The 23,325-nt window shown below is 63.5% G+C and carries 23 protein-coding genes; 9 read left to right on the forward strand and 14 right to left on the reverse strand.

Going from position 1 to position 23,325, the window contains the following annotated elements; all coding sequences use genetic code 11:
* Positions 1-9 precede the first annotated feature (9 nt).
* Together C9424_RS18825 and C9424_RS21750 are read right to left on the reverse strand one after the other, a co-directional pair.
* Positions 10-1,143, reverse strand: a complete 1,134-nt coding sequence (locus C9424_RS18825) for a tyrosine-type recombinase/integrase (RefSeq protein WP_116768408.1) — start codon at positions 1,141-1,143, stop codon at positions 10-12.
* Positions 1,130-1,603, reverse strand: coding sequence for a helix-turn-helix domain-containing protein (locus C9424_RS21750; protein ID WP_202615924.1), 474 nt, complete (start codon positions 1,601-1,603; stop codon positions 1,130-1,132). The genes C9424_RS18825 and C9424_RS21750 overlap by 14 nt, the downstream gene beginning before the upstream one ends.
* Positions 1,604-1,625: 22 nt before the next feature.
* Here C9424_RS21750 and C9424_RS18835 point away from each other — a divergent pair, with 22 nt between their 5' ends.
* The 9 genes from C9424_RS18835 to C9424_RS18875 all read left to right on the forward strand — a co-directional run bounded on the left by C9424_RS18835 (position 1,626) and on the right by C9424_RS18875 (position 8,842).
* On the forward strand, positions 1,626-1,934 hold the full coding sequence (locus C9424_RS18835; RefSeq protein ID WP_237563562.1) for a helix-turn-helix transcriptional regulator: 309 nt from the start codon (positions 1,626-1,628) through the stop codon (positions 1,932-1,934).
* 435 nt (positions 1,935-2,369) lie between these two features.
* Complete coding sequence (locus tag C9424_RS18840; protein ID WP_237563563.1) at positions 2,370-3,329, forward strand: AAA family ATPase; 960 nt, start codon at positions 2,370-2,372, stop codon at positions 3,327-3,329.
* 154 nt (positions 3,330-3,483) lie between these two features.
* Positions 3,484-3,738 carry a hypothetical protein gene (locus C9424_RS18845; protein WP_133247537.1) on the forward strand — a complete coding sequence of 85 codons (255 nt, stop codon included), beginning with the start codon at positions 3,484-3,486 and terminating at the stop codon, positions 3,736-3,738.
* Between the two features lie 346 nt (positions 3,739-4,084).
* Positions 4,085-5,263, forward strand: a complete 1,179-nt coding sequence (locus tag C9424_RS18850; protein ID WP_116768389.1) for a phage major capsid protein — start codon at positions 4,085-4,087, stop codon at positions 5,261-5,263.
* A gap of 219 nt (positions 5,264-5,482) precedes the next feature.
* On the forward strand, positions 5,483-6,091 hold the full coding sequence (locus tag C9424_RS18855) for a hypothetical protein (RefSeq protein WP_116768390.1): 609 nt from the start codon (positions 5,483-5,485) through the stop codon (positions 6,089-6,091).
* 387 nt (positions 6,092-6,478) lie between these two features.
* The gene (locus tag C9424_RS21505; RefSeq protein ID WP_161958254.1) at positions 6,479-6,814 is read left to right on the forward strand and encodes an HNH endonuclease; all 336 of its coding nucleotides are present in this window, start codon (positions 6,479-6,481) and stop codon (positions 6,812-6,814) included.
* Positions 6,815-7,103: 289 nt separating this feature from the next.
* Positions 7,104-7,514: a hypothetical protein gene (locus C9424_RS18865; RefSeq protein ID WP_116768392.1), complete on the forward strand. Its 411-nt coding sequence runs from the start codon at positions 7,104-7,106 to the stop codon at positions 7,512-7,514.
* Between the two features lie 230 nt (positions 7,515-7,744).
* Positions 7,745-8,341 (forward strand): Panacea domain-containing protein, encoded by a 597-nt coding sequence (locus tag C9424_RS18870; RefSeq protein ID WP_116768393.1) that lies wholly within the window; start codon positions 7,745-7,747, stop codon positions 8,339-8,341.
* Positions 8,342-8,446: 105 nt separating this feature from the next.
* On the forward strand, positions 8,447-8,842 hold the full coding sequence (locus C9424_RS18875) for a GNAT family N-acetyltransferase (protein WP_161958255.1): 396 nt from the start codon (positions 8,447-8,449) through the stop codon (positions 8,840-8,842).
* Between the two features lie 1,033 nt (positions 8,843-9,875).
* Here the strand turns inward: C9424_RS18875 and C9424_RS18880 are convergent.
* The 12 genes from C9424_RS18880 to C9424_RS18935 form a co-directional block, all read right to left on the reverse strand.
* Positions 9,876-11,369: a CoA-acylating methylmalonate-semialdehyde dehydrogenase gene (locus C9424_RS18880; RefSeq protein WP_116768395.1), complete on the reverse strand. Its 1,494-nt coding sequence runs from the start codon at positions 11,367-11,369 to the stop codon at positions 9,876-9,878.
* Positions 11,369-12,394 carry a Gfo/Idh/MocA family protein gene (locus tag C9424_RS18885; RefSeq protein ID WP_116768396.1) on the reverse strand — a complete coding sequence of 342 codons (1,026 nt, stop codon included), beginning with the start codon at positions 12,392-12,394 and terminating at the stop codon, positions 11,369-11,371. The genes C9424_RS18880 and C9424_RS18885 overlap by 1 nt, the downstream gene beginning before the upstream one ends.
* The gene (locus tag C9424_RS18890) at positions 12,391-13,278 is read right to left on the reverse strand and encodes a sugar phosphate isomerase/epimerase family protein (protein WP_116768397.1); all 888 of its coding nucleotides are present in this window, start codon (positions 13,276-13,278) and stop codon (positions 12,391-12,393) included. Before C9424_RS18890 ends, C9424_RS18885 begins: the two co-directional genes overlap by 4 nt.
* Positions 13,275-14,060, reverse strand: a complete 786-nt coding sequence (locus C9424_RS18895; RefSeq protein WP_116768398.1) for an SDR family oxidoreductase — start codon at positions 14,058-14,060, stop codon at positions 13,275-13,277. Before C9424_RS18895 ends, C9424_RS18890 begins: the two co-directional genes overlap by 4 nt.
* Positions 14,061-14,063: 3 nt before the next feature.
* The gene (gene iolG, locus C9424_RS18900) at positions 14,064-15,077 is read right to left on the reverse strand and encodes an inositol 2-dehydrogenase (protein WP_116768399.1); all 1,014 of its coding nucleotides are present in this window, start codon (positions 15,075-15,077) and stop codon (positions 14,064-14,066) included.
* Between the two features lie 90 nt (positions 15,078-15,167).
* The gene (locus C9424_RS18905) at positions 15,168-16,100 is read right to left on the reverse strand and encodes an NAD(P)-dependent oxidoreductase (RefSeq protein ID WP_116768400.1); all 933 of its coding nucleotides are present in this window, start codon (positions 16,098-16,100) and stop codon (positions 15,168-15,170) included.
* 79 nt (positions 16,101-16,179) lie between these two features.
* Positions 16,180-17,208 (reverse strand): LacI family DNA-binding transcriptional regulator, encoded by a 1,029-nt coding sequence (locus C9424_RS18910; RefSeq protein ID WP_116768401.1) that lies wholly within the window; start codon positions 17,206-17,208, stop codon positions 16,180-16,182.
* A 2-nt stretch (positions 17,209-17,210) separates the two neighbouring features.
* Positions 17,211-18,422 carry a Gfo/Idh/MocA family protein gene (locus C9424_RS18915; protein WP_116768402.1) on the reverse strand — a complete coding sequence of 404 codons (1,212 nt, stop codon included), beginning with the start codon at positions 18,420-18,422 and terminating at the stop codon, positions 17,211-17,213.
* A gap of 30 nt (positions 18,423-18,452) precedes the next feature.
* Positions 18,453-19,256, reverse strand: a complete 804-nt coding sequence (locus tag C9424_RS18920; RefSeq protein ID WP_202615925.1) for an HpcH/HpaI aldolase family protein — start codon at positions 19,254-19,256, stop codon at positions 18,453-18,455.
* The gene (gene iolD, locus C9424_RS18925) at positions 19,253-21,202 is read right to left on the reverse strand and encodes a 3D-(3,5/4)-trihydroxycyclohexane-1,2-dione acylhydrolase (decyclizing) (RefSeq protein ID WP_116768403.1); all 1,950 of its coding nucleotides are present in this window, start codon (positions 21,200-21,202) and stop codon (positions 19,253-19,255) included. The genes C9424_RS18920 and iolD overlap by 4 nt, the downstream gene beginning before the upstream one ends.
* A gap of 24 nt (positions 21,203-21,226) precedes the next feature.
* Positions 21,227-22,657, reverse strand: coding sequence for an aldehyde dehydrogenase family protein (locus tag C9424_RS18930; protein ID WP_116768404.1), 1,431 nt, complete (start codon positions 22,655-22,657; stop codon positions 21,227-21,229).
* 120 nt (positions 22,658-22,777) lie between these two features.
* The coding region (locus C9424_RS18935) for an ATP-binding cassette domain-containing protein (RefSeq protein WP_133247538.1) at positions 22,778-23,325 on the reverse strand (548 nt) is incomplete at its 5' end.

A 23,325-nucleotide genomic window follows, 5' to 3' on the forward strand; every position in this document is an offset into this window, starting at 1 on the left:
TTGTCTGGGCTAGGGCTGTGCCCACATTTTGCCCACACTCGCCTGAGAGACGGCGTGATCCAGGGCGTCTGAAACCGAGTCCAAGTCACCATCGAAGAGGTCCGCGTATGTATCCAGAGTCATGGCCGCCGAGCTGTGTCCCAGCATCTTTTGAACCACTTTCACATTTGCGCCAGACGACACGGCGAAGCTAGCCGCAGAGTGCCGGAGGTCATGTGGCGTGATTCGGGGAATGCCTGTCCGCTTCACGGCACTGCCAAACCAGCTCATATTGTCCTCATGCACTCTGGCCAGCCGCAAGTGGTGCCCGCTCTCACCGGGGAAAACCAGTGCATCCCGCTTTTTCCCCTCGCAGGCCCGGGCTAGGTGCTCACCCAGGAACCGAGGGAACGGCACAGTGCGCTTCTTGTGGTTCTTCGGAGTGCCCACCTCGATCACAGAGCCCACCTGCACAGCGTTTTCCTCGATCATCAGCCGACGGCGCAGCATGTCCAGGTGCTTCACCCTCAGAGCGGTGGCTTCACCCCACCGGATGCCGCAGTAAGCCAGCACCAAGACCAAGCCCGGGTACTTGCTCGCAGCGGCAAGGGCGTGCACCTGCTCATGGCTAAGGTAGACGTGAGGTTTATTCACCTTCCGGGGAAGTGAGACGCCCCGGGACGGGTTGCTGAGGGTCCGCCGGTCACTCACGGCGTCATCCAGGATCGAGGCCAGCACACCATAGGCCCGAATAACCAGCGTCGCCCCTTTGGGCTTCCGGGCAGGCGTTGCGCCGGGATCTCCAGTAGTCATTTCGGAGACCCACTGCTGAACGGCGGTTTTCCGTACGTCGGCCACGGCTATGCTCCCCCACCTCGGCAGCACATGGATCCTCCAGGCTGATTCGAGCGGTCGATAGGACGACGGCTTCAGATGCGTCTGCCGAGCCAGCCACGCGGCCCCCAGCGGCCCTATGAGCGCCCGGGCGGCAGTCGCGTCTACGAACTCCCCGCGGGCCTTCGACACTTCGACACTAGCCAGGAATAGCTCAGCATCCCTCTTGGTTTTGAATCCTCGCTTGTCCGTCTGTGTGTGATCGGGCTTGCGATACCGCACACGGTAGCGCGGTCCCGCCCCCGTCTGATATTTCTCAACGCTTGCCACTCCCGCCCCCATCCCAAAAAGCTGAAAAATCCTTTACTGGAATAGGGTCGCGACCGACCGTGGCCGTCAGGCTACGCACTTCCAGCCAAGGCGGCAACGAGTCCCCCTGAAACCGGCGGGGATCACCGCCGGTCAACGGGCGCTCGCCAATAGCCCATTGCCACAGTTCATCGTTGCGGACTTTATCGCCCCCGATTTCACTTGTTTCCGATTGACCGCCGTGGGGCAGCAGCAGTGCTAGCGGGGAAACGTTGAGTACCACGGCCAGCGCCACAAGGTCGTCAACATCCACACGGCGGTCTCCAGCCTCAATGCGGCGAAGACCCAAGGGCGGAATCGGGCGTCCGATCGCCTCAAGCCTCCGCGAGAGCTCAGCGTAAGTCATTTCGCCTCGAGCGCGTTTCAGGTTTTCCATCGTTGCCACGCCAGTCGTCCCTGGTGCGAGTTCTTTACCTACCATTCCGCTACTGTAGCGATCAAAGATGGAGATATCAAGATCAATTTTGCATCTTTGGCATCAACCATGCTTCGATGGCTTCATCGCAATCAAAGTTGCATATAGAGCGATCAAAGATGGAGGAATGATGGTGAATGATTTGTTGGCACCCACTGAATTGGGCGCGAGGCTGGGCAAGTCCCAGGCCGCCCTTGCTCAGTGGCGATATCTCGGAGTTGGACCTAAGTTCATCAAGCTGGGCCGCAACATCCGCTACCGCGCAAGCGATGTAGAAGCATGGCTAGACAGGCAGACCATGCAGCGAACTGGCGATACCGCCGACGGTGCATCATGAGCCGGGCGCGCGGAGCCTCTGAAGCCTCGGTCGCCCGGGACCAGCACTCGATTACAGTCCTGCTTGCTCTTGCCGGCGGTGGTTCAGCATGAGGCTACAAGAGAGCCCCCAGAGCCGGGAAGCAGTGGGGGCCATAGATCTTGAACTTTCTACGAGTCTAATGCGCCGCCGCAAGGCGTCACAGCGCTGCCAACAACTTGAGGACGGGAGGCGTGATCCGCTCGACACGTACCCCCAGGGATATTTAGTTGCTCCGATGGTGACGGGGCTTGAGTCTAAGGAACTGCTGGCCGAAGGCAAGCGGCTCGAGCGAACGGGCTGGCGGCAGTGGGAAATCCGGGCACGCCTGGGTCGGTCGTGGCACGGGGGTGAACGCGCATGACAAGCCCATTCCCGCCACTGACGGAAGCGTTCCCCGTTCCCCAGACACGGGGCGTGGGAACGCGGAACACTGTGCCGGTCGTAACTTACGGTGACGTTGCTGGACTGCTCTCTGGCACCCTTCCCAAACCCCCGGCACCATCGTGTCTGTTCCGTAGCGACGGGGCGGCGGTGTTCTATTCCGGGCAGGTCAATATGTTGTTCGGTGAGCCGGAATCGGGCAAGACGTGGGTGGCATTGGCTGCGGTTGCTGAATCCCTGAGCCGCGGGCGTTCTGCCGCTGTCGTGGACCTGGACCACAACGGCATGGCCTCGACCGTCACCCGGTTATTGGGCCTAGGAGCTCCGATTCCTGCCCTGTCAGACCTGGCGACGTTCCGGTACAAGGAACCTGAAGACAAAGCGGACCTAATGGCGACGGTTACAGACCTGCGACGTTGGGCTCCGTCCGTCGTGGTCATAGACAGCATCGGGGAGCTACTGCCCGTCCTCAACCTGAACTCCAACAGTCCGGATGATTTCACCATCGCCCATAGTCACGCACTCAAACCACTGGCACACGCTGGCTGCTGCGTCATCGTGATCGACCATGTTGCGAAAAATCCGGAAACCAAAGGGCCGACCGGAACGGCGGCGAAACTCCGTGCCGTCGGCGGGGCATCGCTGCGGGTCAGGATCAAGGACTCCTTCGCTCCAGGCCGCGGGGGTTCCTGCTACCTGGGCATCCAGAAGGACAGACACGGCGGCCTGCGGGCGGCGACTCCAGCCGGCGAAAAGGAGCCTGTGGCAGGGGTATTCGAACTGACGGGTGACTGTTCGTGGACGGTGTGGGCTCCGACATCCGGGGACCGTGTCCCGGATTCTGTACCCGGAGCAGACCTTGCCAGTCTGAAGAGCCTTGCCCCTGGTCCGGTGTCGGTTCGTGACATCAAGGACCGACTCGGCTGGGGCGGCGACAGGGCCACTTTGGCCTTGAGAGTTTACCGTCAGCAACTTGAAACGGCGGGCGCGTGAGGCTGTTCCGCGTTCCGGTCCCGTTCCCGGGGAACACGGAACGGGAGCCGCCGGAAACGCCCCCACCGGAGTGTTCCGCGTTCCGGATCCCTATGTAGCAGGAACGCGGAACACTCTAACAACCGGAAACCCAACCCACATGAAAGGCGACAAAATGACCACCAACGCAGAACAGACAGCCAACCTTGAGGCCATCGCCATTGTCCGGCTGATCACCCGGAACGAAGGGGACGAAGCAGCAAAGATCCTGCTCACCCAGACGGAGGACCCCATGCAGCTCGCCCGCGCCGCCTGCGGCCTGGCCGGTGCCCTGCTCCTCGGCCTCGCGCCCGGCCACGAGGAGAACATCCTCAACAGGTACACGCAGGCGGCGCTCCAAGACACGCCCGGTGGCGGGCACGACTCCTGACGGAAGGGCCCCATAGCATTAAACCAAGCGGAAGAGCCGGGCGTGGACGGTCAACGGACGAGGAACCTTAGCGGGTCAAGTTCGGAGGAACCAGGAAGCGCCCGGCCCCTCCCGCCAAGGGGCACGGCCAGCGGTCATACCGGTTTTCCGGGTCAATCCGTCCGTCTATCAGGCTCCGCCGTGGAATGTGTGCCCACCAGCGGTATGGGCCCGGCCACCGACGAGGGCGCAACGCGTCAAGTCGGCGGAACCGGTCCTGAACCCGTCCGTAGGAGCCCGCCCGGAATCCCCCTTCATTTTCGTGCGCCACATTTGGCGCGCATTCCTGCCCAGGGAGGGCACCCAAATGGAATTTAAGACCCGCATTGATAGGCACCGTGAAGCGGCCGCAGCAGCGGCCAAAAGCGCCCGCGAAATCGCCGAGAAGGCGGACGCCGACGGCGTCCCCCTGACTGGCGCACAGCTGGCCGAGTATCAGCAGAACATGGTCAAGGCCCGCCACCACTTGGACTCGCTCAAGACCGCCAAATCGGATGAGGACATCACCGCGCAGGCCAGGGCACTGGCTGCCGAGATCGGTGATCCGGTCCGCGGTGAACCCAAGGCCGCGCAGGGAGCTTGGGCGAAGGCCACCGCTGCCCGCATGGCCAAGGCCATGACCGCCGAAATCGACGGCCAAAAGTCGCTCGTGTCCGGCTCCATCGGCGTCCCCTCGCCGATTGAAACGGACATTGTGACCATGTCAGCAGCGCCGCGCTCCCTGCTGGAGCTCATCCCGGCCAAGGGACTCGGGGGCGGCTTTGACACGGGCAACTCGTTCTCCTTCCTGCGGCAGACCGTACGGACCAATAACGCGGCCCCGGTCGCGGACGGGGCGCTCAAGCCGACCTCCGTCTACACGCTGGCCGAGGTTGAAGACCGCGTCCGCGTCATCGCGCACCTGTCCGAACCAGTTCCTGAGCGCTACTTCGCGGACCACGCCAATCTGGAGGACTTCCTCCGGAACGAGATGGAGTCCGGCCTCTACCAGGCGCTGGAGAACCAGGCGCTGCAGGGCGACGGGACCGGCGAAAACCTCACCGGCCTGCTCAACACATCCGGCATCATCACCCAGGCATTCGCCACGGACGCGCTGACGTCGATCAGGAAGGCCATGACCAGCCTCGAGGTCTACGGCATCACGCCCACGGCGCTCGTGCTGAATCCGGTCGACGCGGAGGCGCTGGACCTGCTGCGGGACTCCGGGGCCACCGGGAAGTACTTGCTGGGCGACCCCGCCGGGGACGGCGTGGGGAAGCTGTGGAAGGTCCCGCGAGTCCGTTCCAACGCCGTAGCGGCCGGCACCGCGCTCCTTGGTGACTGGCAGCAGGCCCAGATCGTCATCCGCGAGGACGCGACGCTGGCCCTGGACCGCTCAGGCAGCAACTTCTCCCACAACCTGGTGACCATCCGCCTCGAAGGCCGCTTCGGCTTCGCCGTCAAGCGCCCCAACGCCTTCGTCGAAATCGCGCTGGCGGCTGCCTAGTCCAACCCCACGGCGTCAACCTCACCCGCAGCACTCCCGTCCATGAGAGTTGCGGGAAGGATGGGAGCCCAGTCCCTTGGCATGAAGGGACGGCGAAACTCCCAGCGCCACCTGAGGTGGCGGCCTGGATTCTTCTACGATTCCTGGCCGCCACCACCTCAGCGGACGGCGTCCTTGTTGTGGAACGAACCGCTCTAATTGAAGGCGATACTTGGAACCATGACCGACGCCTTCTGGACCACCCTGATCGCCAGTTTCCTCTCCGCAGTCGCTGCCCTCAGCGGTGTTGCGCTCACGAACAGCCACGCACTCCGACGACATCAGGCCGAACTCCAGGAGAAGCTGAGGGGCCAGCAACGGGAAATTATCGCCGAGATCGTCCTGGCGGGACGTCAATGGGCAAGCCGCCAGGAAATTTGGGTCCCGGCGGTCAGCAAGATGAACCGTAACGACCTCATGGAATATGCGCAGACAGATTCGTCAAAGGCCATGGGTGACGTCCTGGAGAGGCTGAACGTGGCCTTCGTCAAGGCGGATCTGTTTATCCCCAACGGCAGCCTGAAAGACGAGATCACCTGGCTTGCTGAGTTCGTCCAGACATTTCCCAGTAAGGTGATCGGGCCCGTCATGGAAAACCGGGAAGACTTCGACCACGTGATCCTGGGCCTGCGAGCAGTCGATATGTTCAGCCGAAAGCTGTTGGGCATGTCAAGGAACGCGTCCACTCGACTGGGCGTGCAGGATCCTGCAACCAAAGGCAAGCCGGACCGGCTAAGGCAGCTCTTCAAAGGCGTCCCAAAGGTGTCCAGGAGGGGGAAGGGCGTCTGAGTCGCTGGCGCTAAACGACGAGAGCCCCTTCGCCGGCAGTAGACCCTCTCCCCCCGGGAGATTTACCCGGGTCGCGCGCGACGCTACATGGGCGACGGTGTTTCTGCAAGCGAGCTTGGGGGATGTACTTCCTGCACACTGCGCTACGGGCCACGGGGGGGGCCGCCTCTGGGCACTGTGGAGAGCTTGCGCCTGGGACGACTAGGCCTCCCACACTTTGTCACACCGATGGGCTATACCAATGGGATGAGTGATGCCAAATGTAAGCGGTGCAACAAGCCCCCGAAGAAAACCTTCCGGACATCGCAGCGTGCGAGCACTGGGCTCATCCGCGGCCTTTGCACCCCCTGCTACGCCTGGGCCCACAGCAAGGGGCTTCTGGATGAAGTGGGAGACCCACCCCGCCGCGGAGAGAACTCCGCGCTGCGGGCCATGGGCTCCAGGCAGCCGCACCGCGACGGGTATGTCACCATCAAGACCGACAGTGGGATTGTGATGGAGCACCGCGTGGTCATGGAGGGCATGCTCGGACGAAAGCTCGTCAAGGGGGAGACTGTTCATCACAAGAACGGGCAGCGCGACGACAACCGGCCGGAGAACCTGGAGCTGTGGTTCAACCAGCCCTACGGCCAACGCATTCCAGACCTCGTTGCCTACCTTGCGGAGTATCACGCCGAGGCCCTTATGACCGCTCTGCAGGACAAAGTCACGGCGGACCAGTAGCTGGCCCCACGGCTGAGGTACAGATGGGACGCAAGCCCGCTCCCCTCGCAAACGTGGGGCAGGGCGCGTCTACATGTTGCAGAAACGCTCTAGTCACACTTCTACTTCGACTTCCGGTTGGAGGGGTGGCAGTAATCCATATCCCCCACGGGGGTGGGGGTGTGCGCGCGAGCCCTCTCCTCTTAACTACAGACCCGGGACGCACAGTTAGCCGTCCGGAAGCCGCACTCGCGTCCCACAGATCTTCCTGCGACGTATCGGCGCGTGGGCAGTACGGCAGAATAGCGAAATGACTGAACAGCTTTGGGCCATTGGCGGCGTCGTTGCCGGAATCGTGGCAACTGGGGGCACAAACCTTCTCGTCGAACGGTCGAAACTTAAGCTCAATGACCAAGCTTCCGGACGGGCGGCCAATCGGCAGCGGTGCGAGGAACTGTTGGCCAGCATCGAGCAAGAATTAGCCGGGGCCCAGGAGTATGAGGAGCGGCACGGTGTCTTTCCCGCCGACGATGGCTACAGCCCATCGGACGCGTCCGCAAGAGCGCGTCTGACGGAGGTCGAGCTGCACTGCCCCAAAGCCATCCGGGTATCTGCTGTGGAGCTCATCAAGGCGCTGGAGGGCTATGTATGGAACGGCGCAAAACTTGAGAAATACCGCGATGCCCGTCAACGGTTCATCGCCGCCTACCGCAGGCTCTAGCCAGCATTCGCTCCGCGAAGTGACCCGAAAATCCGACTGAATCCTTCTAAAACTCACTGGAGCAGATTTCCCCCGAATGACCTGAAAGAGGTAGGGTGTCATCACTGAACGTTGTGGGAAAACATGTGGATGACGTGTTGAAAACGTGTGGATAACAAAAGCTTGCAGCGAGCCCTTCACAGGAAATGTGGAATGGGCTCGTTTTCGGTACCTAGGGGGAAGTGGAAGCCATGACGAATGATTACGACAACGTTGACGTACTGTTCAGTCACCACCTGAGCGTCGAGGCCGTTACCAACTTTTTTCTCGACATGGATGCTTCGCGCCAGGAACCCGACGTGACGCCCCTCAAGCTTCAGAAGCTTTTGTACTTTGCTCAGGCAAATTACCTTGCCTCTACAGACCAGCGGCTTTTTGACGAAAATCTTGAGGCGTTCCGTCACGGCCCGGTGGTCTATAAGACGTACCAGCGGTACATGAACATCAATCAGATTCTTGTCGCCCGCGAAGTTAGTCCAGCCGTCGAAACCGCTCGTGTTCCCGAAGATGTAGAGCACTTCTTGGCGGCGATCTGGGATAAGTACAAGGACTTCTCAGCAGGACAGTTGCGCAACCTAACGCACCTTCAGGATCCTTGGCTACACAACTACGAAGAGGGCTCCTACCGCACTGTCATCCCTGACGATGAACTGCGCGGATACTTCAGGCACAAGGTCCCGGCATCGGAGCGAGTGTTCCACGAAGCTGTAGCTCTCGTGCCAGCAGGCTTCATCGAAAGCCTGGACGAAGACGCGATCGCGGCCCAGATGCGGGACTTCTGGGCGTAGATGACACCACCGTGGAACCAGGTCGAAAAGCTTTGCCCAGATCACGACCTGTCTGAGTTTCGCTGCGGCCTGGACTCCGTGGAGGACTGGTTTCAGAACAAAGCCATGAACAATCGCAGCATGGTTGGCACGCACGTATGCCTCACCGAAGCGTCCGATATCGTGGGCTTCTTCGCGTTGAAAACGATCATTGTTTCAACGGAAGGAATGTCCAGTCGGCTACGCGCCGGGTCTATGGACGGCCAGTCCACCGCTATTTTGCTTTGCCAGATGGGCATTGCAAAACCTTGGCAGGACCTCGGCCATGGCAAACGACTTCTCCGACTCGCGATGACGGAGGCTTTGGAGGCGCACCGGAGGAGCCCGGTACAGCTCTTTGTAGTGGATGCGGAGAACGAGGACCTCGTCCGATTCTACGAAAAGCCGGGCCTGCAACGAATCCCCAACAGCCTGCGGCTACTTGCACCCATGAAAGCTCTGGAAAAGGCACTGTCCAACTGACCGGGTTGGGCATGAGCACCCACAACTTGCCCACATTCTGCCCACACTTGCGGTGAATTAGGGTGATTGGTAGTGATGAGAATTCCCAGAATCTAGACGATTTCTACGCCAGCAATGGCGCGGGAAAGGTTTCAAATCCCACCGTCACCGCGAATGAGAAAGGCCCTGCTTCCCTTGCAAACAAAGGGAAGCAGGGCCTTTTGCTTTGCCCGGGCCAACCTCATTGGCAAAGAATTGGCAAACCTTTCCTACGGCACGCAAGGCCAACCGCCAACGGACCCAGGCGCTCCCGGCCCAGCGGTGTAGCAGAGGTCCGCATCAAAACAGGCTGATTTTGGCTTATTGACGCTGAATCATCAGGGTCTTCAAGTAGCGGAAAAGCCCTGCAGATCCCTAGTAAACGCTGGGGCTACGGGGGTTAGCTGGTGGATCCGACCAGCCACGATCCGGACCTTTCGAGTAAGAGTACGGCTCTTGCGGGGGTTTCTGCGGGCTACCAGCATCTTCGATCGTCGCAGTTCAGGGCTGTTTTCTCAGGAAGTGTCACCTCTGAGATGCAAATTACTCATGTACACATTACAAAACGTTCGTTATCGGCATTTCGGAATCAGTCGAAAAGGGCTCATTTTTGGCTATTCATTGCCACGCCCTTCCCAATCCGGACGGCGACCCCCGTCCGCCCTGCACCTGCGCATCGGCCAGAGAGCTTTGGGCGTCGCATGTGTCCACTCCATCTGCGTCCCGCAGAGGATCGTAGCTACCAAATTGGCCCTGCTACTTCCAGACTCTGTAACTCTGTTGGAGCGCCACTGATAGCCGCGATCATGACAAGCTAAGTGGACGATAGGTCTAACAACGTCACTGTCCGATTAGTCGTTTGGGGCTGATTCCTTGTGCGTTCCAGGCAGTCGCTGCCTGCGCAAAGCTGAACAGTCCCGAGGACGGAGGAACCGGCTGCGCTGACCATGTCAACGCAGCCGGTCCCTGTGGGTCTCTTCCGGCACGGGTCATAGCACCGGCCAACGCAATCAGCTCAGTTGGAGGGGAAGTTGTAGGAGGCGCCGGAGGCGTGATGCGTTTCCGGCCAGCGGGAGGTGATGACCTTGCCGCGGGTGTAGAACGAGACGCCTTCGGGGCCGTAGATGTGTTTGTCGCCGAACAGCGACGCCTTCCACCCGCCGAAGGAGTAGCAGGCCACCGGCACCGGCAGGGGGACGTTGATGCCGATCATGCCGACGTCCACCGAGCGCTGGAACTTCCGGGCGTTGGCGCCGGAGGAAGTGAAGATCGCGGTGCCGTTGCCGTAGGGGTTGGCGTTGATGAGCTTGATGCCCTCCTCCAGGTCCTGCACGCGGACCACGACAAGGACAGGTCCGAAGATTTCCTCGGTGTAGGCGCTCATTTCGGTCTTGACGTGATCGATCACGGTCGGACCGACCCAGAAACCGTCCTCATGCCCGGGGACCACGAGGTCACGGCCGTCCACCACCATGGCGGCCCCGGCCTGTTCGGCTTCGGCAATGGTCTTGACGATGAACTGACGGGAGTCGGAGCTGATGACCGGGCCCATGTCGGCGTCGGGTTCCGTGCCGTTTTTGACCTTGACGTCCAGGGCACGCTCCTGGACTTTCTTGACCAGCAGGTCGGCGGCGTCGCCGACGGCGACGGCAACGGAGATCGCCATGCAGCGCTGGCCGGCGGAGCCGAAGGCGGCGGCGGCGAGGTGGTCGGCGGCGTTGTCGAGGTCGGCGTCGGGCATGACGATGGCGTGGTTCTTCGCGCCGCCCAGCGCCTGGACCCGCTTGCCGTGGGCGGTGGCCACTTCAAGAATGTGCTTGGCGACCGGCGTGGAGCCGACGAAGGAGATGGCGTCCACGTCCGGGTGGGTCAGCAGGCCGGAGACGACCTCGCGGTCGCCGTGCAGGACCTGGAACACACCGTCGGGCAGGCCGGCCTGCTTCCAGAGCCTGGCCAGGAGCATGGCCGCGGACGGCACGCGGTGGGAGGGCTTGAGGATGAAGGCGTTGCCGGTGGCGATCGCCATCGGGGCCATCCACAGTGGCACCATGACCGGGAAGTTGAACGGGGTGATGCCCGCGACGACACCGACGGGTTCGCGGAAGGAGAACACGTCGATGCCGGTGGAGACCTGGTCGGAGTAATCGCCCTTGAGCAGCTGCGGGATGCCGCAGGCGAACTCGATGACTTCCAGGCCGCGGCCGATCTCACCCTTGGCATCGGACAAGACCTTGCCGTGCTCGGACGTGATCAGCTCGGCGAGCTCGTCCACGTGGGAGGCGACAAGCTCGCGGAACTTGAACAGCACGGCGGTGCGCTTGGCCAGAGAGATATCGCCCCAGGTGTCGGCAGCCTTGCGGGCCGCGGCGACGGTGGCATCCAGGTCTGCCCGGTTGGCCAGCCGCAGCTCCGCGGTGACCGCGCCGGTCGCGGGGTTGTAGACGGCCTTGGTGTCGGTCCCGGTGCCTGCTGCCTCGGCTCCGCTGATGAAGTGGTTGATGACGGTCATTACTGCTCCTGTAGTAAGTGGTGTTCCACGGCGTGAACCTGTTCGACGTTCCGTGGCAGTCCTGAGGCGAGGGATTCATGGATGGCGAGCCGGACGGCCAAGTTCTGCTCAGTGAGCTCCCGGTGGACCACCTCGTGCCCTGCGCTGCGGACCCAGACGCTGAACCTTTCGATTTCGACCTTGAAGGGGTCTTCGGCTATGTCGAAGACCTCGGTGCTGCCATCCCTGAGCGAAACGGTCACTCGTGCCGGGTCCCCGGGGTCCGGGTCGAACGCCTTGTCGAGCGTGATGTGGCCCTTGGTGCCGATGATCTGGAACGTGTTAGTGCGGGGTCCTTCGAAGCCGCAGTCAAAGGTTCCAAGGACGCCGTCGTAGTCCAGGATCGCGGCGACGGTGGTCTCGACGGGGTCCGTTGGGCTTGTTCCTTTGGCGTAGACGCTGACCGGCGTCCGTCCCAAGACCATGTTCATGATGTCGATCGCGTAGCACCCGACGTCGTTGACGGCGCCGCCCTCAAGGCCCGTCTGCAGGCGGACCTCTCCCGGGCTGCGGTCCATGACAAAGTGGAACCGCGCATGCATCGAGACAACCTGGCCGATGCGGCCGGCGTCGATGAACTCACGGACTTTCTGGTGCTGCGGATGGAAACGGTACATGAAGGCCTCCATGAGGCTCACGCCGTTCCGTTCGCACGCCTCGACGACGCGGGCGTAGTCTTCAAGGCTTCCGACCAGTGGCTTCTCGCAGAGAATGTCCTTGCCTGCCTCGGCTGCCGCGACGATCCACTCAGCGTGGAGACCGTTGGGGAAGGGAAGGTAGACGGCCTCGATGTTCGGATCGGCAAGCAGTTCCTCGTGCGATGTGTAGACCGCCGGGATGTCGAAGCGGGCGGCGACATCAGCGGCGCGCCCGCTAGGGCTGCTGATCGCGGAGATGACCGCGTTGCGGGCCTTCTGCATCGCCGGCAGGAACCGGTCCTGGGCGATGCGGGCGGTCGTAAGGACGCCCCAGCGCACCGCGCTCATGTGGCGAGCCCGGCTTCCAGGTCCCGGAGGAACGCCACGGACTGTCGGACATCCCGCACGGGGCCTTCGTCGGCGGGTTCGGTTTCGAGGATGGTGTCCTGTTCCATCGTGAACCAGCCGCCATACCCGGCCGCGAGGAGGTCCCGGACGATGCCGGCGATTCCGACGTCCCCCTGTCCCAACGGGACATACATTCCGGTTTTGACCCCGTCGGTGTAGGAGATTTCACCGTTCTGGACCCGTTCGGCGACGGCCTTGCGCACGTCTTTCAGGTGCGTGTGGCCGATCCGGGAGGCATAGTCCCGGACGAGCTGTCCGGGGTCCGTGCCGCCGATGAGGAGATGCCCGGTATCAAGGCACAGGTTTGCTGCGGTGTCGTTCAAGACCCGGTTGACGTCCGACGTCGTTTCGATCATGGTGCCCACGTGGGGGTGGACGACGGCCTGGATGCCCCTGTCGGCCGCTGCCTTGACGATGGCGTCGAGGTTCCGGCCGAAAAGGTTCCAGCCTTCGGCATCGAGTTCGTGGCGCTGGTCATAGCCGGCGACACCCGTTTCGGCGGCCAGGACCATGATGCTGGCACCCGCCGCCTGGTAGGCCTCCAGTTCTGCGGAGACCGCCTGCAGCGGGTCCTTGGCGGCATCGTGCAGGATGACGGGGAAGAAGCCGCCGATGGCCTGCAGGTTGTGCCGTTTGAGTACTTCTGCGCGTTCCGTTGCCTGTTCGGGCAGGAAGCCTGCCGGGCCGAATTCCGTCGCTGTGATGCCCAGGGCAGTCATCTCGGACAGTACGCGGTCTGCTTCCAACTGGTACCCCCATCCGGGGACTTCGCACACGCCCCAGGAAATGGGGGCGGCGGCAAGGCGGCTGGTGATGGTGCTCAATCTGATCCTCCGTATACGTTTTGATCCCAGTCAATGACCGAGCCGGTGACGACTCCGCTCCTGTCGGAGAGGAGAAAGACTACAAATTCGGCGATCTCGTCCACTTGTCCGAGCTTGCCCATGGGCACAGAGGCGTTGGCTTTTTCCAGCCAGTCGTCGTCCGCGCCGTGAAATTTCCGTTGGGTTTCGGCTTCGCCTTCAGTGGCGGTCCAGCCGATGTCCAAGCCGTTGATCCGGATCTTGTCCCAGCGATGGGCATGTGCGGCGTTCCGGGTTACACCGGCCAGCCCGGCCTTCGCCGCGACGTAGGGCGCCAAGTAGGGTTGGCCGCCGAGTTCAGCAATAGAGATGATGTTCACGATGTTCCCGGGAGCCCCGCGGTCCCGGAGGTGCCTGATCGTTTCGGCCATGATGAAGAACGGTGACTTCAGGTTCACGGCGATGTGCGCATCGAAGAGCTCCGGGGTGGTGTCCAGCATGGTTCCGCGGGTAGTCAGGCCGGCGGCATTCACAGCGCAGTCGATCCGTCCGAACACGGAGATGGTCTCCAGTACCGAGGCCCTCGCCTGTTCTACGTCCGCCAGATCGGTTTTGATGAAGCGCGCCGCGACGCCGGACTTCGTCAGCTCGGCGGCCAGGTTTTCGCCCGTCTCGGCGTTGCGCCCGGTCACGGCGACGCCGGCGGCGCCCTCGGCTGCTGCCCGCCGGGCAATGCCGGCACCCAGGCCCTGGGTGCCGCCGCTGACAAGGACAACCTTGTCTTTGAGGAGTGGACTGTTCATTCGTTACTCCTCGCCGATTTTGACGGCGCGGCCGGACCTGGCGGACTCTTCGGCCGCGTTGGCCAGGATGAGCGCCATCACCCCGTCGTCGAAGCCGGGGCTGCAGGCGGTTCCGCCACGGATGGACTGCACGAAGCTGTCCAGCTCGTTGCGGTAAGCCTGGGCGTACCGTTCAAGGAAGAACGGCAGGTAGGCATCGGACTCTTCAGTACCCGTTGCGCCGTACTTGCGCACGGTCGTCGGAGTCATGTTGCCCGCGGTCAGCAGACCGTCGCTGCCGAAGGCTTCCAGCCGCTGGTCGTGGCCATAGGCACTGTGGCGGGAATTGGTGATCGTGATGAGCTCGCCTCCGCGTCCGCGCAGGCTGATGACGACCGAGTCGAAGTCGCCGGCCTCTTCGATGTAGTCGCAGAAAAGGTTCGAACCGGTGGCCGAAACTTCGATGATGTCCGGGACGAAGAACCGGGCCATGTCGAGGTCGTGGATGCTCTGGTCCCGGAAGATCCCGCCGGATGTGGTGATGTAATCCTTGGGCGCGGGGGCGGGGTCCCGGCTGATGATGGTCAGCTGCTCCAGGCGTCCGATTTCTCCGGCCTCAACCCGTGCGCGGACGGAGGCGAAATTCGGGTCGAAGCGGCGGTTGAAACCGAGCATGAGCGGGGTTTTGGTGCCGCGGATCTGGTCCCGGCATGCGCGGACACGGTCGATGTCCAGGTCGATGGGCTTTTCGCACAGGGCTGCGACGCCCGCGGCGACGGCCCGGGAGATGAGGTCGACGTGGGTGCTCGTCGGTGAGCCGATGATGATGGCGTCGAGGTCCTTGTTGGCGAAGACCTCGTCAGCGGTTTCGACGGCCTGCGCCCCGGTGGTGGCCGCGAGGGCCTGGGCGCCCTTGATAAAAGGGTCAGCGATCCACGCCAGTTCCAGATCAGGGTGGGCGGCGATATTCCGGGCGTGAACCTGGCCGATGCGGCCGGATCCAAAGAGTGCAACCTTGAGTGGTCGGTCAGCGGACATGCGTGATGGTCCTTTCGTGTTCCCCGTTGGCGAAGGATTCGTCGGCGGATGGTTGAGGGTGAGTGATCGAGATGGTGGCGCCGGCGCTGTTCATGGTGTGGCCACCGCCGCGGGGGTGCGGCCGGCCAGGACGTCGACGGCGCCCTTGGCGGCGTCGCGGACGGTGTGAACCATTCCCTGGCGGGTAAACCCCATCAGGTGTGGCGTCAGGACGACGTTCACGTGGTCAAAGACGGGGTGGTGTGCCGGAGGTTCGGGGTCGAAGACGTCCAGTCCCAGGCCACCCAACTGGCCGGTGAGAAGGGCACCGTGCGCCGCGTCCAGGTCAACGAGCCCGCCCCTGCTGCAGTTGATAAGGATGGCCCCTGCCGGCACCAGTGCGATGCGTTCGGCGTTAATGAGGTTCTGGTTTTCCGGCGTCAGCGGCACATGCAGGGTAACGAAATCGCTCCGGCGCAGTAAATCCTCCACGGTTGCGCAGCGGATCCCCGCCGGGACGTCGGCGAACGGGTCAAAGGCCAGAACGTTGAGGTCAAAGGCTTCGGCGATTCGGGCGACGCGGCGCCCGATGCGGCCGTAGCCGATGATGCCCAGGGTGAATCCTTCGAGGTCGCCGACGTTCACGGAAGACCTCTCCTCCCAGTGGCCGTCCCTGACCAGCGACGTCAGGGTGGACAGCTTCTTGACGAGGGCGAGGAGGTGGGAGAAGACCCCTTCAGCGACGGAGGCGGTGTTGCTTCCGGGGGTAATGACCACTGGGATGCCGCGGCGGTTCGCCTCCGCGACGTCGACGAGATCGGTACCGACGCCCGTCCGGGCGATTACCTTCAGTGCGGGCATGCGGTCAAGGAGTTCACGGTCCACCGTGTAGGCGGCGCGGACGATGGCCGCATCGGCCCGGGCGAGATCTTCATCCGTGGGGTTATGAATCATTTGTTGGTGGGGCGCCAGTACGGGTTCTACCAGTCCAGCCTCCACGTCGCCGAGAGCTACGACTATTTGGGGTGCGGTTATTGAAGCCATCGTCATCCTTGAAGATGTGAGGGGGCACCCCGGACGGGCCTTGAAGGCCCATGGGGTGACTATATGAATGGGGTGTGGGTCAGATGCCGAGCAGGCTGGACTTGCGGATAACCAGTTCCGGGGCGATGGACTGGTGGACGAAGCCCCCGCCAAAGTCGTGGTCCTGGATGCGCTGCAGGAGCGTTTTCGCCCCGGTGACGCCGATCGTCGAGCTGTCAGGATCGACAGTGGTCAGACCAAGCCGGGGCATGGCGCCGAGGGAGATGTTGTCGTAGCCGGTGATCCCGACCTGAAGTCCGCGTTCATCTGCCGCGGTCATCGCTCCCAGGGCTGCCAGATCGTTGATGCAGGCCAGCGCAGTGGGTCGCAGGCGGCCGGACGAGCCGAGCGCCCGTTGGGCTGCAACGTATCCGGATTCCTGGGAGAAGTCGGCATCGACGATGTGGATGTTTCGTCCGAGTCCATGGCGTTCCATGGCCTCGGTGTATCCGCCGGCGCGTGCGGTCCCGACCGAACCGCCCAGCCCGCCCAGATGCGCGATGCGTTCATGGCCTTGGTCGATGAGATGGTCCACGACCATGGAGAAGCCGTGGGCGTCGTCGCTCCGGACTACATCGGCTGTGTCGATGTAGTCCGGACCACCTCCGGCGAAGACGACGGCTCCGCCCGAGACAACGCGGCTAAACGGGGCCTTGTCCGGGACCGTTCCAACCACGAGGAGACCGGCGACCCGCAGGTCGCGAAATGCCTGGAGGATGGACAGGTCCACTCCCCCGCCGGCCGACGCCGACGCCGTTACCGCGCTGAAGAGCACGGTGTGGCCGGCCTCTTCCAGCACCGGCCGTGCGGCGTCGACGACGTCAAAGGCCCAGGGGTTGTGCAGGTCGCTGACCAGCACGCCGATTGTTCCGTTGCTGCGGGTTGAGAGCGACCTGGCGGCCATGTTGAGCTCGTAGCCCAGCTCTTCGACAACTTCCAGCACCCGCTGGCGGCGTTCGGCGCTGACCCGGGGAGAGTCACGCAGCACGAGGGAAACCAAGGACTTTGATACGCCGGCGCGTTCGGCCACGTCCAAGATCGTTGGCCGCCGGGCGGATGCATTCGCCATGGTTAGATCCGCGCCGCAGTTGTGCCGTGGATTTCCTCGATCTTCTGCCACTGTCCGGACAGTGAGGAAGCTTCAGCGGCGCTGACGATCGCGGCCGCGGAGGCAGCGTCATGGATGTTGGAGTTCTCCTGGGCGCCTCCTGCGACGGCGACAAGGAACTTCTTCGCTTCGATGACCTTGAGGTCATCGAAGCCCATGCTGTTGCCGGGTCCGGGCTGGAAGCGGGCGTAGTCGCCATGGCGGGGGCTGGCGTTGACGGTGGTGTAGCCTTGCTCGTCGTTGGTGCGCCCTAGGCAGACCTTGAGTTCGTTCATGCGCTCAAAGTCCCATTTGAGGGAGCCTTCGGTTCCGTAGACTTCGATCTGGTAGCCGCACTCGGGGCCCACGGCGACGCGGGACGACTCGATGGTACCGACGGCGCCTGCACCGCGGGCGGACGGGCCGAAGCGGACCAGCGCTGCTGCGTAGTCCTCATTTTCAACCTCTCCCATTTCCCCGTTTTCGATCACTGCGAAGTGTGTAGCCGACCCCATGGCGAGCTTTGGCCGCTGCGTGTAGACCGTGCTGGTGAGCGCGGTGACCTCGGCGATGGGTCCGACTACATACTGGCACAGGTCGGTGGCGTGGCTGAAGAGGTCGGCCAGCACGCCGGTGCCGGCGAGTTTCCGGTCGAAGCGCCAGGAAAGTGCGCCGTTGGGCTCGGAGGCGTACCCGGAGAAGAACACCGCACGGACGTTGGTCACCCGTCCCAGGCGCCCGGAGGCGACGAGTTCGCGTGCGTGTTCCACGGCGGGGGCGTGCCGGTAGTTGTAGCCGATGGACGTAACTACGCCCGCTTCCACGGCTGCCTCCTGCACCGCGGCCGTTTCTTCATAGCCGCGACCGACCGGCTTTTCGATCCAGAAATGCTTGCCTGCTTTGGCGGCAGCGATGCCGATCTCCGCGTGGAGGAAGTTGGGTGCGCAGATGGATACGACGTCGACGTCAGGGTGGTTCAGCACTTCGTGGTAGTCGGTGGTCCCCTCGGCGAACCCGAGGACATCTTTTGCGAACTCGATCCGGCTGGGTTCAGTGTCGGCGGCGATGACGAGTTTGGTCGTCAGGCCGAGTTCGGGGTAGACGTACGGTACGGCCTGGTAGGCGCGCGAATGGAGCTTTCCCATCCATCCGACGCTGATGAGGCCGACACCGATGGTACGGGTTTCTGTGCTCACGTTCTTGCCTTTCTTTCTAAAACTTTGTGGTCAGTTACGGGCGGCTTCGAAGGCGTCCCGGAACGCCGCCGCCATGATCGTTGAGTCGGAGCCGATGGCGACGAACCGGAAGCCCTGCCGGACATACTTGGCGGCTCCCGGGCCATCCACGGCCAGGATTCCCGCCGCCTTGTTGTGCAGTTGCGCCGCGGCTACGACGCGCTGCAGGGCTTCCTGGAATACGCTGCTGTCCAGCTGCAGCGGGACGCCCAGGGCGTAGGAGAGATCCAAGGGGCCGACAAATACGACGTCGACGCCGTCCTGGGCTGCGATGTCTTCGACGGACTCCAGCGCATCAAGGGTCTCGATCTGGATGATTCCGAGGGTTTCCTGGCCCGGTTCGGTGAGGGTTCGGCGGTCCATGCCCCAGCGGCAAGCCCGGTTGTAGGTGGCCACGCCGCGGTCGCCGTGGGGCGGATACAGCATGTGCCGGACCGATTCTGCGGCCTGGTCGACGGTGGTCAGCCGGGGAACCATGATCCCCGCGGCTCCCTGGTCCAAGACGCGGCCGATCCGGATGCGGTCTCCGGATTCGACCCGGACGATGGTCGGGACGCCGTAGCTCCCGGCGGCAACGACGCCGTCACGGACCGCATCTTCACCACCGGAACCGTGTTCAAGGTCGATCAGCACCCAGTCGGCGCCCGCCGCAGCGCAGACTTCGGTGGCCGTTGCCGAGGACATTCCCACGAAGGTACCGACGGTGACTTCGCCCTCGGACAGACGCCGGCGCAGCTGCCCGGCATCCAACGGTCCTGCATTCAGTGGTCCTGAAGTCAGCGGTCCGTTGCTCATCCGAACCACCTCTGGCGGCCGCGTGCCTGCTCGTAGTCGGCACGGAGGGTTCGGACCCAATCCTGTCCGGATACTTCCGCGGGAGCCACATCCCACCAGACGTCGCCGCCGGGCAGGTCCACGTGGGGCACGGTGGGGACCACGATCACGACGGGGCCTTGCGTGTCGCGGGTGGAGGCCAGCGCGTCCCGGACCTCTGCAGCGGTGGTGGCACGGATGGCCAGTGCTCCCAGGCCTTCGGCGATTTGCCGCAGGTCCACCTTGAGGTACTCTCCGTCGAGGCGGGCTTTAGGCGCGTCGGCAGCTGCGACGCTGCCTGCGGCGGTGCGGTAGCGGAACTCGTTGCCGAATTCCTTGCCGGTGCGGTTCATCTGCAGCCGGTGAATGACCTGGTATCCGTGGTTTTCAGAGACGATGATCGTGACGTTGAGCCCTTCCTGGGCCGCGGTCAGGATCTCAGTGGGTGCCATCAGGAACGTGCCGTCGCCGATGAAGGTGACGACGCGGTTGTCGTTGTTGCCTTCGGCCAGGCGGACGCCCATGCCGGCCGCAATCTCGTACCCCATGCACGAGAATCCGAACTCCAGGTGGCAGTGCCGGTTCCCCGTGGCATCCCACACCTTCTGGAGGTCACCCGGAGGTCCGCCTGCCGCGGCGATGACGGTGTCGCCGGAACGTGCGTGTTCCTGCATGATCCCGATCAGCTGCGGCTGGGTGAGGACGGCCGCGGTCACGGGTACGTGCGGGTGGTCCTCGGGGTTGTAGGGGGTGTCCGCGTCCAACCACTGCGTGCGGATGGGCGCCCAGCGGGCTTTCTCCGTCTGGACGGTGTCCTGCCACGCATCCGGTGTGCTGTGCCCTTCCAGCGCCTGGGCCAGGGCTTCGAGCCCGAGCCGGGCGTCGGCGAGGATTCCGGTGGCACCCTGCTTGCGGGTGTCGGCGTCCACGACGTTCAGTGCGGCGAACTTGACGTCGTTGTTTTCGAAGATGGACTGTGAGCCGGTGGCGAAGTCGGTGAGGCGCGTTCCCACGCTGAGCACCAGATCGGCCTGCTTGACCAGGACATTGGAGGCGAAGTTGCCTTCGAGCCCGACGCCGCCCACCTGCCACCATTCGTCCTTGGTGACCGCACCCTTGCCGCCGAATGTTTCCACAACCGGAATACCGGCCTGGCCGGCCAGGCGCTCGAGGGCCGCGTGGGCGTCAGAGTAGTGAATGCCACCGCCGGCGATAATTACCGGGCGGCGTGCGGCCCTGATGAGCTCGGCCACTTCCTGTATTTCTGCCGGATCAGGCAGGGGGCGACGGATCTTCCAGTCCCGGGGGGCGAAGAAGTCGACCGGGAAGTCGTAGGCGTGGGACTGCACGTCCTGGGGCAAGGACAGGACCACCGCGCCGGTATCCGTGGGACTGGTCAGCACGCGCATGGCCTGCGGCAGGGCCGTCAGGAGCTGCTCGGGACGGGTGATGCGGTCAAAAAAGCGCGAGACCGGACGGAACGCGTCGTTGACGGTGGCATCGGCTTCGGTGGGGTGCTCGAGCTGTTGCAGGACCGGACCCTGATGGCGCGTTGCATACGTGTCCCCGGGGAGAAGGAGCAGGGGAAGCCTGTTCACTGTGGCCAGTCCCGCGGCGGTGACGAGGTTGAGGGCGCCCGGACCAATCGAAGCAGTGACAGCGAGGACGGCCTGCCGCTGGCTCGCCTTGGCAAAGGCAGTGGAAATGTGGGCCATGTACTGCTCGTGGCGGCCCTGGATGAACGGCATGTCATCGGCCATTTCGTCGAAGGCCTGGCCCAGGCCGGCGACGTTGCCGTGTCCGAAGATCCCGAGGGCTGCAGGGACCAGGCGGCGCCTGACGCCGTCGGTAACGGAGTGTTGAACCGAGAGGTATTTGATGACCGCTTGGGCGGTAGTGAGCCTGATGGTCTGTGAGTTAGTGGTCATTGCCTTATTCCAGTAGGTGGTGGGTTACCAGGGGCGTCCGTGCAGGATGACCGTTTTTTCTTCGGTCATTTCCTGCACTGCGGAACGGACGCCTTCCTTGCCGATGCCGCTGCCCTTGAGCCCTCCATAGGGCATGAGGTCGGCCCGCCACAGGGGCGTCCAGTTGATGTGGATGTTTCCGGCGTCGATCTGCCGCATGGCCCGGATGCTTCCGGCGATATCGCTGGTGAAGATTCCGGCGCCAAGCCCGTAGTCGTTGTCATTGGCCATAGCGATGGCTGATTCGATGTCCGACGCCGAGGAAACGGCCACGGCGGGTCCGAAGAGTTCGTTGCGGCTCAGCGGAGAGCGCGGGTCCACGCTCGCGACAACGGCCGGGGTGACGACGGCTCCCTGACGGTCCCCGCCGGTGAGAACTTTGGCCCCGGAGTGCCGGGCTTCGCAAATCGAGGAGTGGACGCGCGTCGCTTCCTCTTCCGAGATGAGTGAGCCGAGGCGTGTGCCCTCTTCCTTGGGGTTGCCCACCGCGATCGCCTCCACCTTGGGCACGAGTGCGTCCAGGAAGTCCGCTTCGACCCGGCGGTCAACGATGACCCGCTGCACAGAGATGCAGACCTGGCCGGCATTGATGTAACCACCTGCTGCCACGGCGCTGGCGGCGAGTTCGATGTCAGCGTCCGGGAGGATGATCACCGGGCAGGAGGCACCCAGCTCCAGGGACAGTTTCTTGACTCCCGCAATCGAGCTGATACGGGTACCTATGGCGGTGGATCCAGTGAACGAGACTTTCCGCACCCGCGGATCCGTGACGAGCACATCGCCGAGGGTGCTGCCGGGGCCGGTCAGGACGGACAGCGCCTCCGGCGGGAGCCCGGCATCGACGAAGCACTGCGCCAGCTTCAACGCGGTCAGCGGGGTCGCGCGGGCTGGCTTCAGCACCACGGCGTTGCCGGCCGCCAAAGCGGGGGCGATCTTGTGCAGCACCAGCAGCGCGGGGTAGTTGAAGGGCGTGATGGCCACGACGATGCCGCACGGCTGCCGGAGGGTGAAGCCGATCTTCTCCAGCCCGGTGCCGGCGTTGGCGTCCAGCGGAAGGGTGGAGCCGTACAGCTGGCTGCCTTCGTAGGCGGCCAGGCGGATGATGTTGCCGGAGCGGCTGGCTTCTCCCCGGGCTTCCGTGATGGGCTTCCCGGTTTCGGCACTGATGGTCTGGGCAATATCCTCGGCGCGTTCATCAGCCAGCGCCGCGGCGCGCAGGAGGATGTCCACCCTCACGTGTGCCGGTGTGGTCCTTTGCAGGTGGGCGCCGATCTCGGCGCGGTCGAGGGCGGCCTCGGCGTCCCCAACGGTAGCGACGGGGACCGTGTCAATGATCCGCCCGTCAAAGGGTGACCGGACTTCCTCTGACCTGCCGTCGGCGGCACCGCGCCAGGTTCCGGCGATTAGCATTTGCATGGTTGCTCCATCTGGGTGGAAGAGCGGCCCTCCCGATTCCCGCGGGAATTAGGGCTTATCGCTCCGAATTTGAATGTGATCTGTCTTCTCCAGCAGTGCGCCGAAGCCGAGGGGTGCGGACTAATGCCGAGCGTGAGTGCCGATGCCCTGGCGTTCTGAATCGACTTCGGCAACCTCCGCCTGGACTTCTTTGACGATGTCGCCGTGGCCGCCGAGTTGTTCGAGTTCGTGGGCGAGTTCGGCGAGTTCGGCGCCGCCGGCCATCTGGGCCGTCAGTTCGTCGAGGGTGATGTCTTTTTTGTCGTAGTAGCCGATCGATTTGCCGCGCTTGAGCAGCAGGAAGCGGTCACCGACGGGGAAGGCGTGGTGCGGGTTGTGGGTGATGAAGATGACCCCGAGGCCGCGGTCGCGGGCCTGCAGGATGTAGCGGAGCACGACGCCGGACTGCTTCACACCCAGGGCGGCGGTGGGCTCGTCCAGGATCAGGACCTTCGCGCCGAAGTACACGGCCCGGGCGATCGCGACACACTGGCGCTCACCGCCGGAGAGCTGGCCGATGGGCTGCTCGACGTCGCGCAGGTCGATGCCCATCGCGGCGAGTTCCTTGAGCGTGATCTCCTTCATCTTCTCGACGTCCATGCTCTTGAACGGGCCGAAGCCGGACGTGA

Origin of the sequence: Arthrobacter sp. H-02-3 (assembly GCF_003097355.1) — a bacterium.
GTDB classification, from domain to species: Bacteria; Actinomycetota; Actinomycetes; order Actinomycetales; family Micrococcaceae; genus Arthrobacter; species Arthrobacter humicola.

Excerpts from the sequence above, each read along its gene's own strand:
- C9424_RS18920 (WP_202615925.1), bottom strand. The coding sequence starts at position 19,256 with ATGAGCAACGGACCGCTGACTTCAGGACCACTGAATGCAGGACCGTTG.
- iolG (WP_116768399.1), bottom strand. The coding sequence starts at position 15,077 with ATGTCCGCTGACCGACCACTCAAGGTTGCACTCTTTGGATCCGGCCGC.
- C9424_RS18850 (WP_116768389.1), top strand. The coding sequence starts at position 4,085 with ATGGAATTTAAGACCCGCATTGATAGGCACCGTGAAGCGGCCGCAGCA.
- C9424_RS18895 (WP_116768398.1), bottom strand. The coding sequence starts at position 14,060 with ATGAACAGTCCACTCCTCAAAGACAAGGTTGTCCTTGTCAGCGGCGGC.
- C9424_RS18905 (WP_116768400.1), bottom strand. The coding sequence starts at position 16,100 with ATGGCTTCAATAACCGCACCCCAAATAGTCGTAGCTCTCGGCGACGTG.
- iolD (WP_116768403.1), bottom strand. The coding sequence starts at position 21,202 with ATGACCACTAACTCACAGACCATCAGGCTCACTACCGCCCAAGCGGTC.
- C9424_RS21750 (WP_202615924.1), bottom strand. The coding sequence starts at position 1,603 with ATGGTAGGTAAAGAACTCGCACCAGGGACGACTGGCGTGGCAACGATG.
- C9424_RS18910 (WP_116768401.1), bottom strand. The coding sequence starts at position 17,208 with ATGGCGAATGCATCCGCCCGGCGGCCAACGATCTTGGACGTGGCCGAA.
- C9424_RS18885 (WP_116768396.1), bottom strand. The coding sequence starts at position 12,394 with ATGAGCGCGGTGCGCTGGGGCGTCCTTACGACCGCCCGCATCGCCCAG.
- C9424_RS18880 (WP_116768395.1), bottom strand. The coding sequence starts at position 11,369 with ATGACCGTCATCAACCACTTCATCAGCGGAGCCGAGGCAGCAGGCACC.
- C9424_RS18870 (WP_116768393.1), top strand. The coding sequence starts at position 7,745 with ATGACGAATGATTACGACAACGTTGACGTACTGTTCAGTCACCACCTG.
- C9424_RS18865 (WP_116768392.1), top strand. The coding sequence starts at position 7,104 with ATGACTGAACAGCTTTGGGCCATTGGCGGCGTCGTTGCCGGAATCGTG.
- C9424_RS18930 (WP_116768404.1), bottom strand. The coding sequence starts at position 22,657 with ATGCAAATGCTAATCGCCGGAACCTGGCGCGGTGCCGCCGACGGCAGG.
- C9424_RS18875 (WP_161958255.1), top strand. The coding sequence starts at position 8,447 with ATGAACAATCGCAGCATGGTTGGCACGCACGTATGCCTCACCGAAGCG.
- C9424_RS18855 (WP_116768390.1), top strand. The coding sequence starts at position 5,483 with ATGACCGACGCCTTCTGGACCACCCTGATCGCCAGTTTCCTCTCCGCA.
- C9424_RS18845 (WP_133247537.1), top strand. The coding sequence starts at position 3,484 with ATGACCACCAACGCAGAACAGACAGCCAACCTTGAGGCCATCGCCATT.
- C9424_RS18835 (WP_237563562.1), top strand. The coding sequence starts at position 1,626 with ATGGAGATATCAAGATCAATTTTGCATCTTTGGCATCAACCATGCTTC.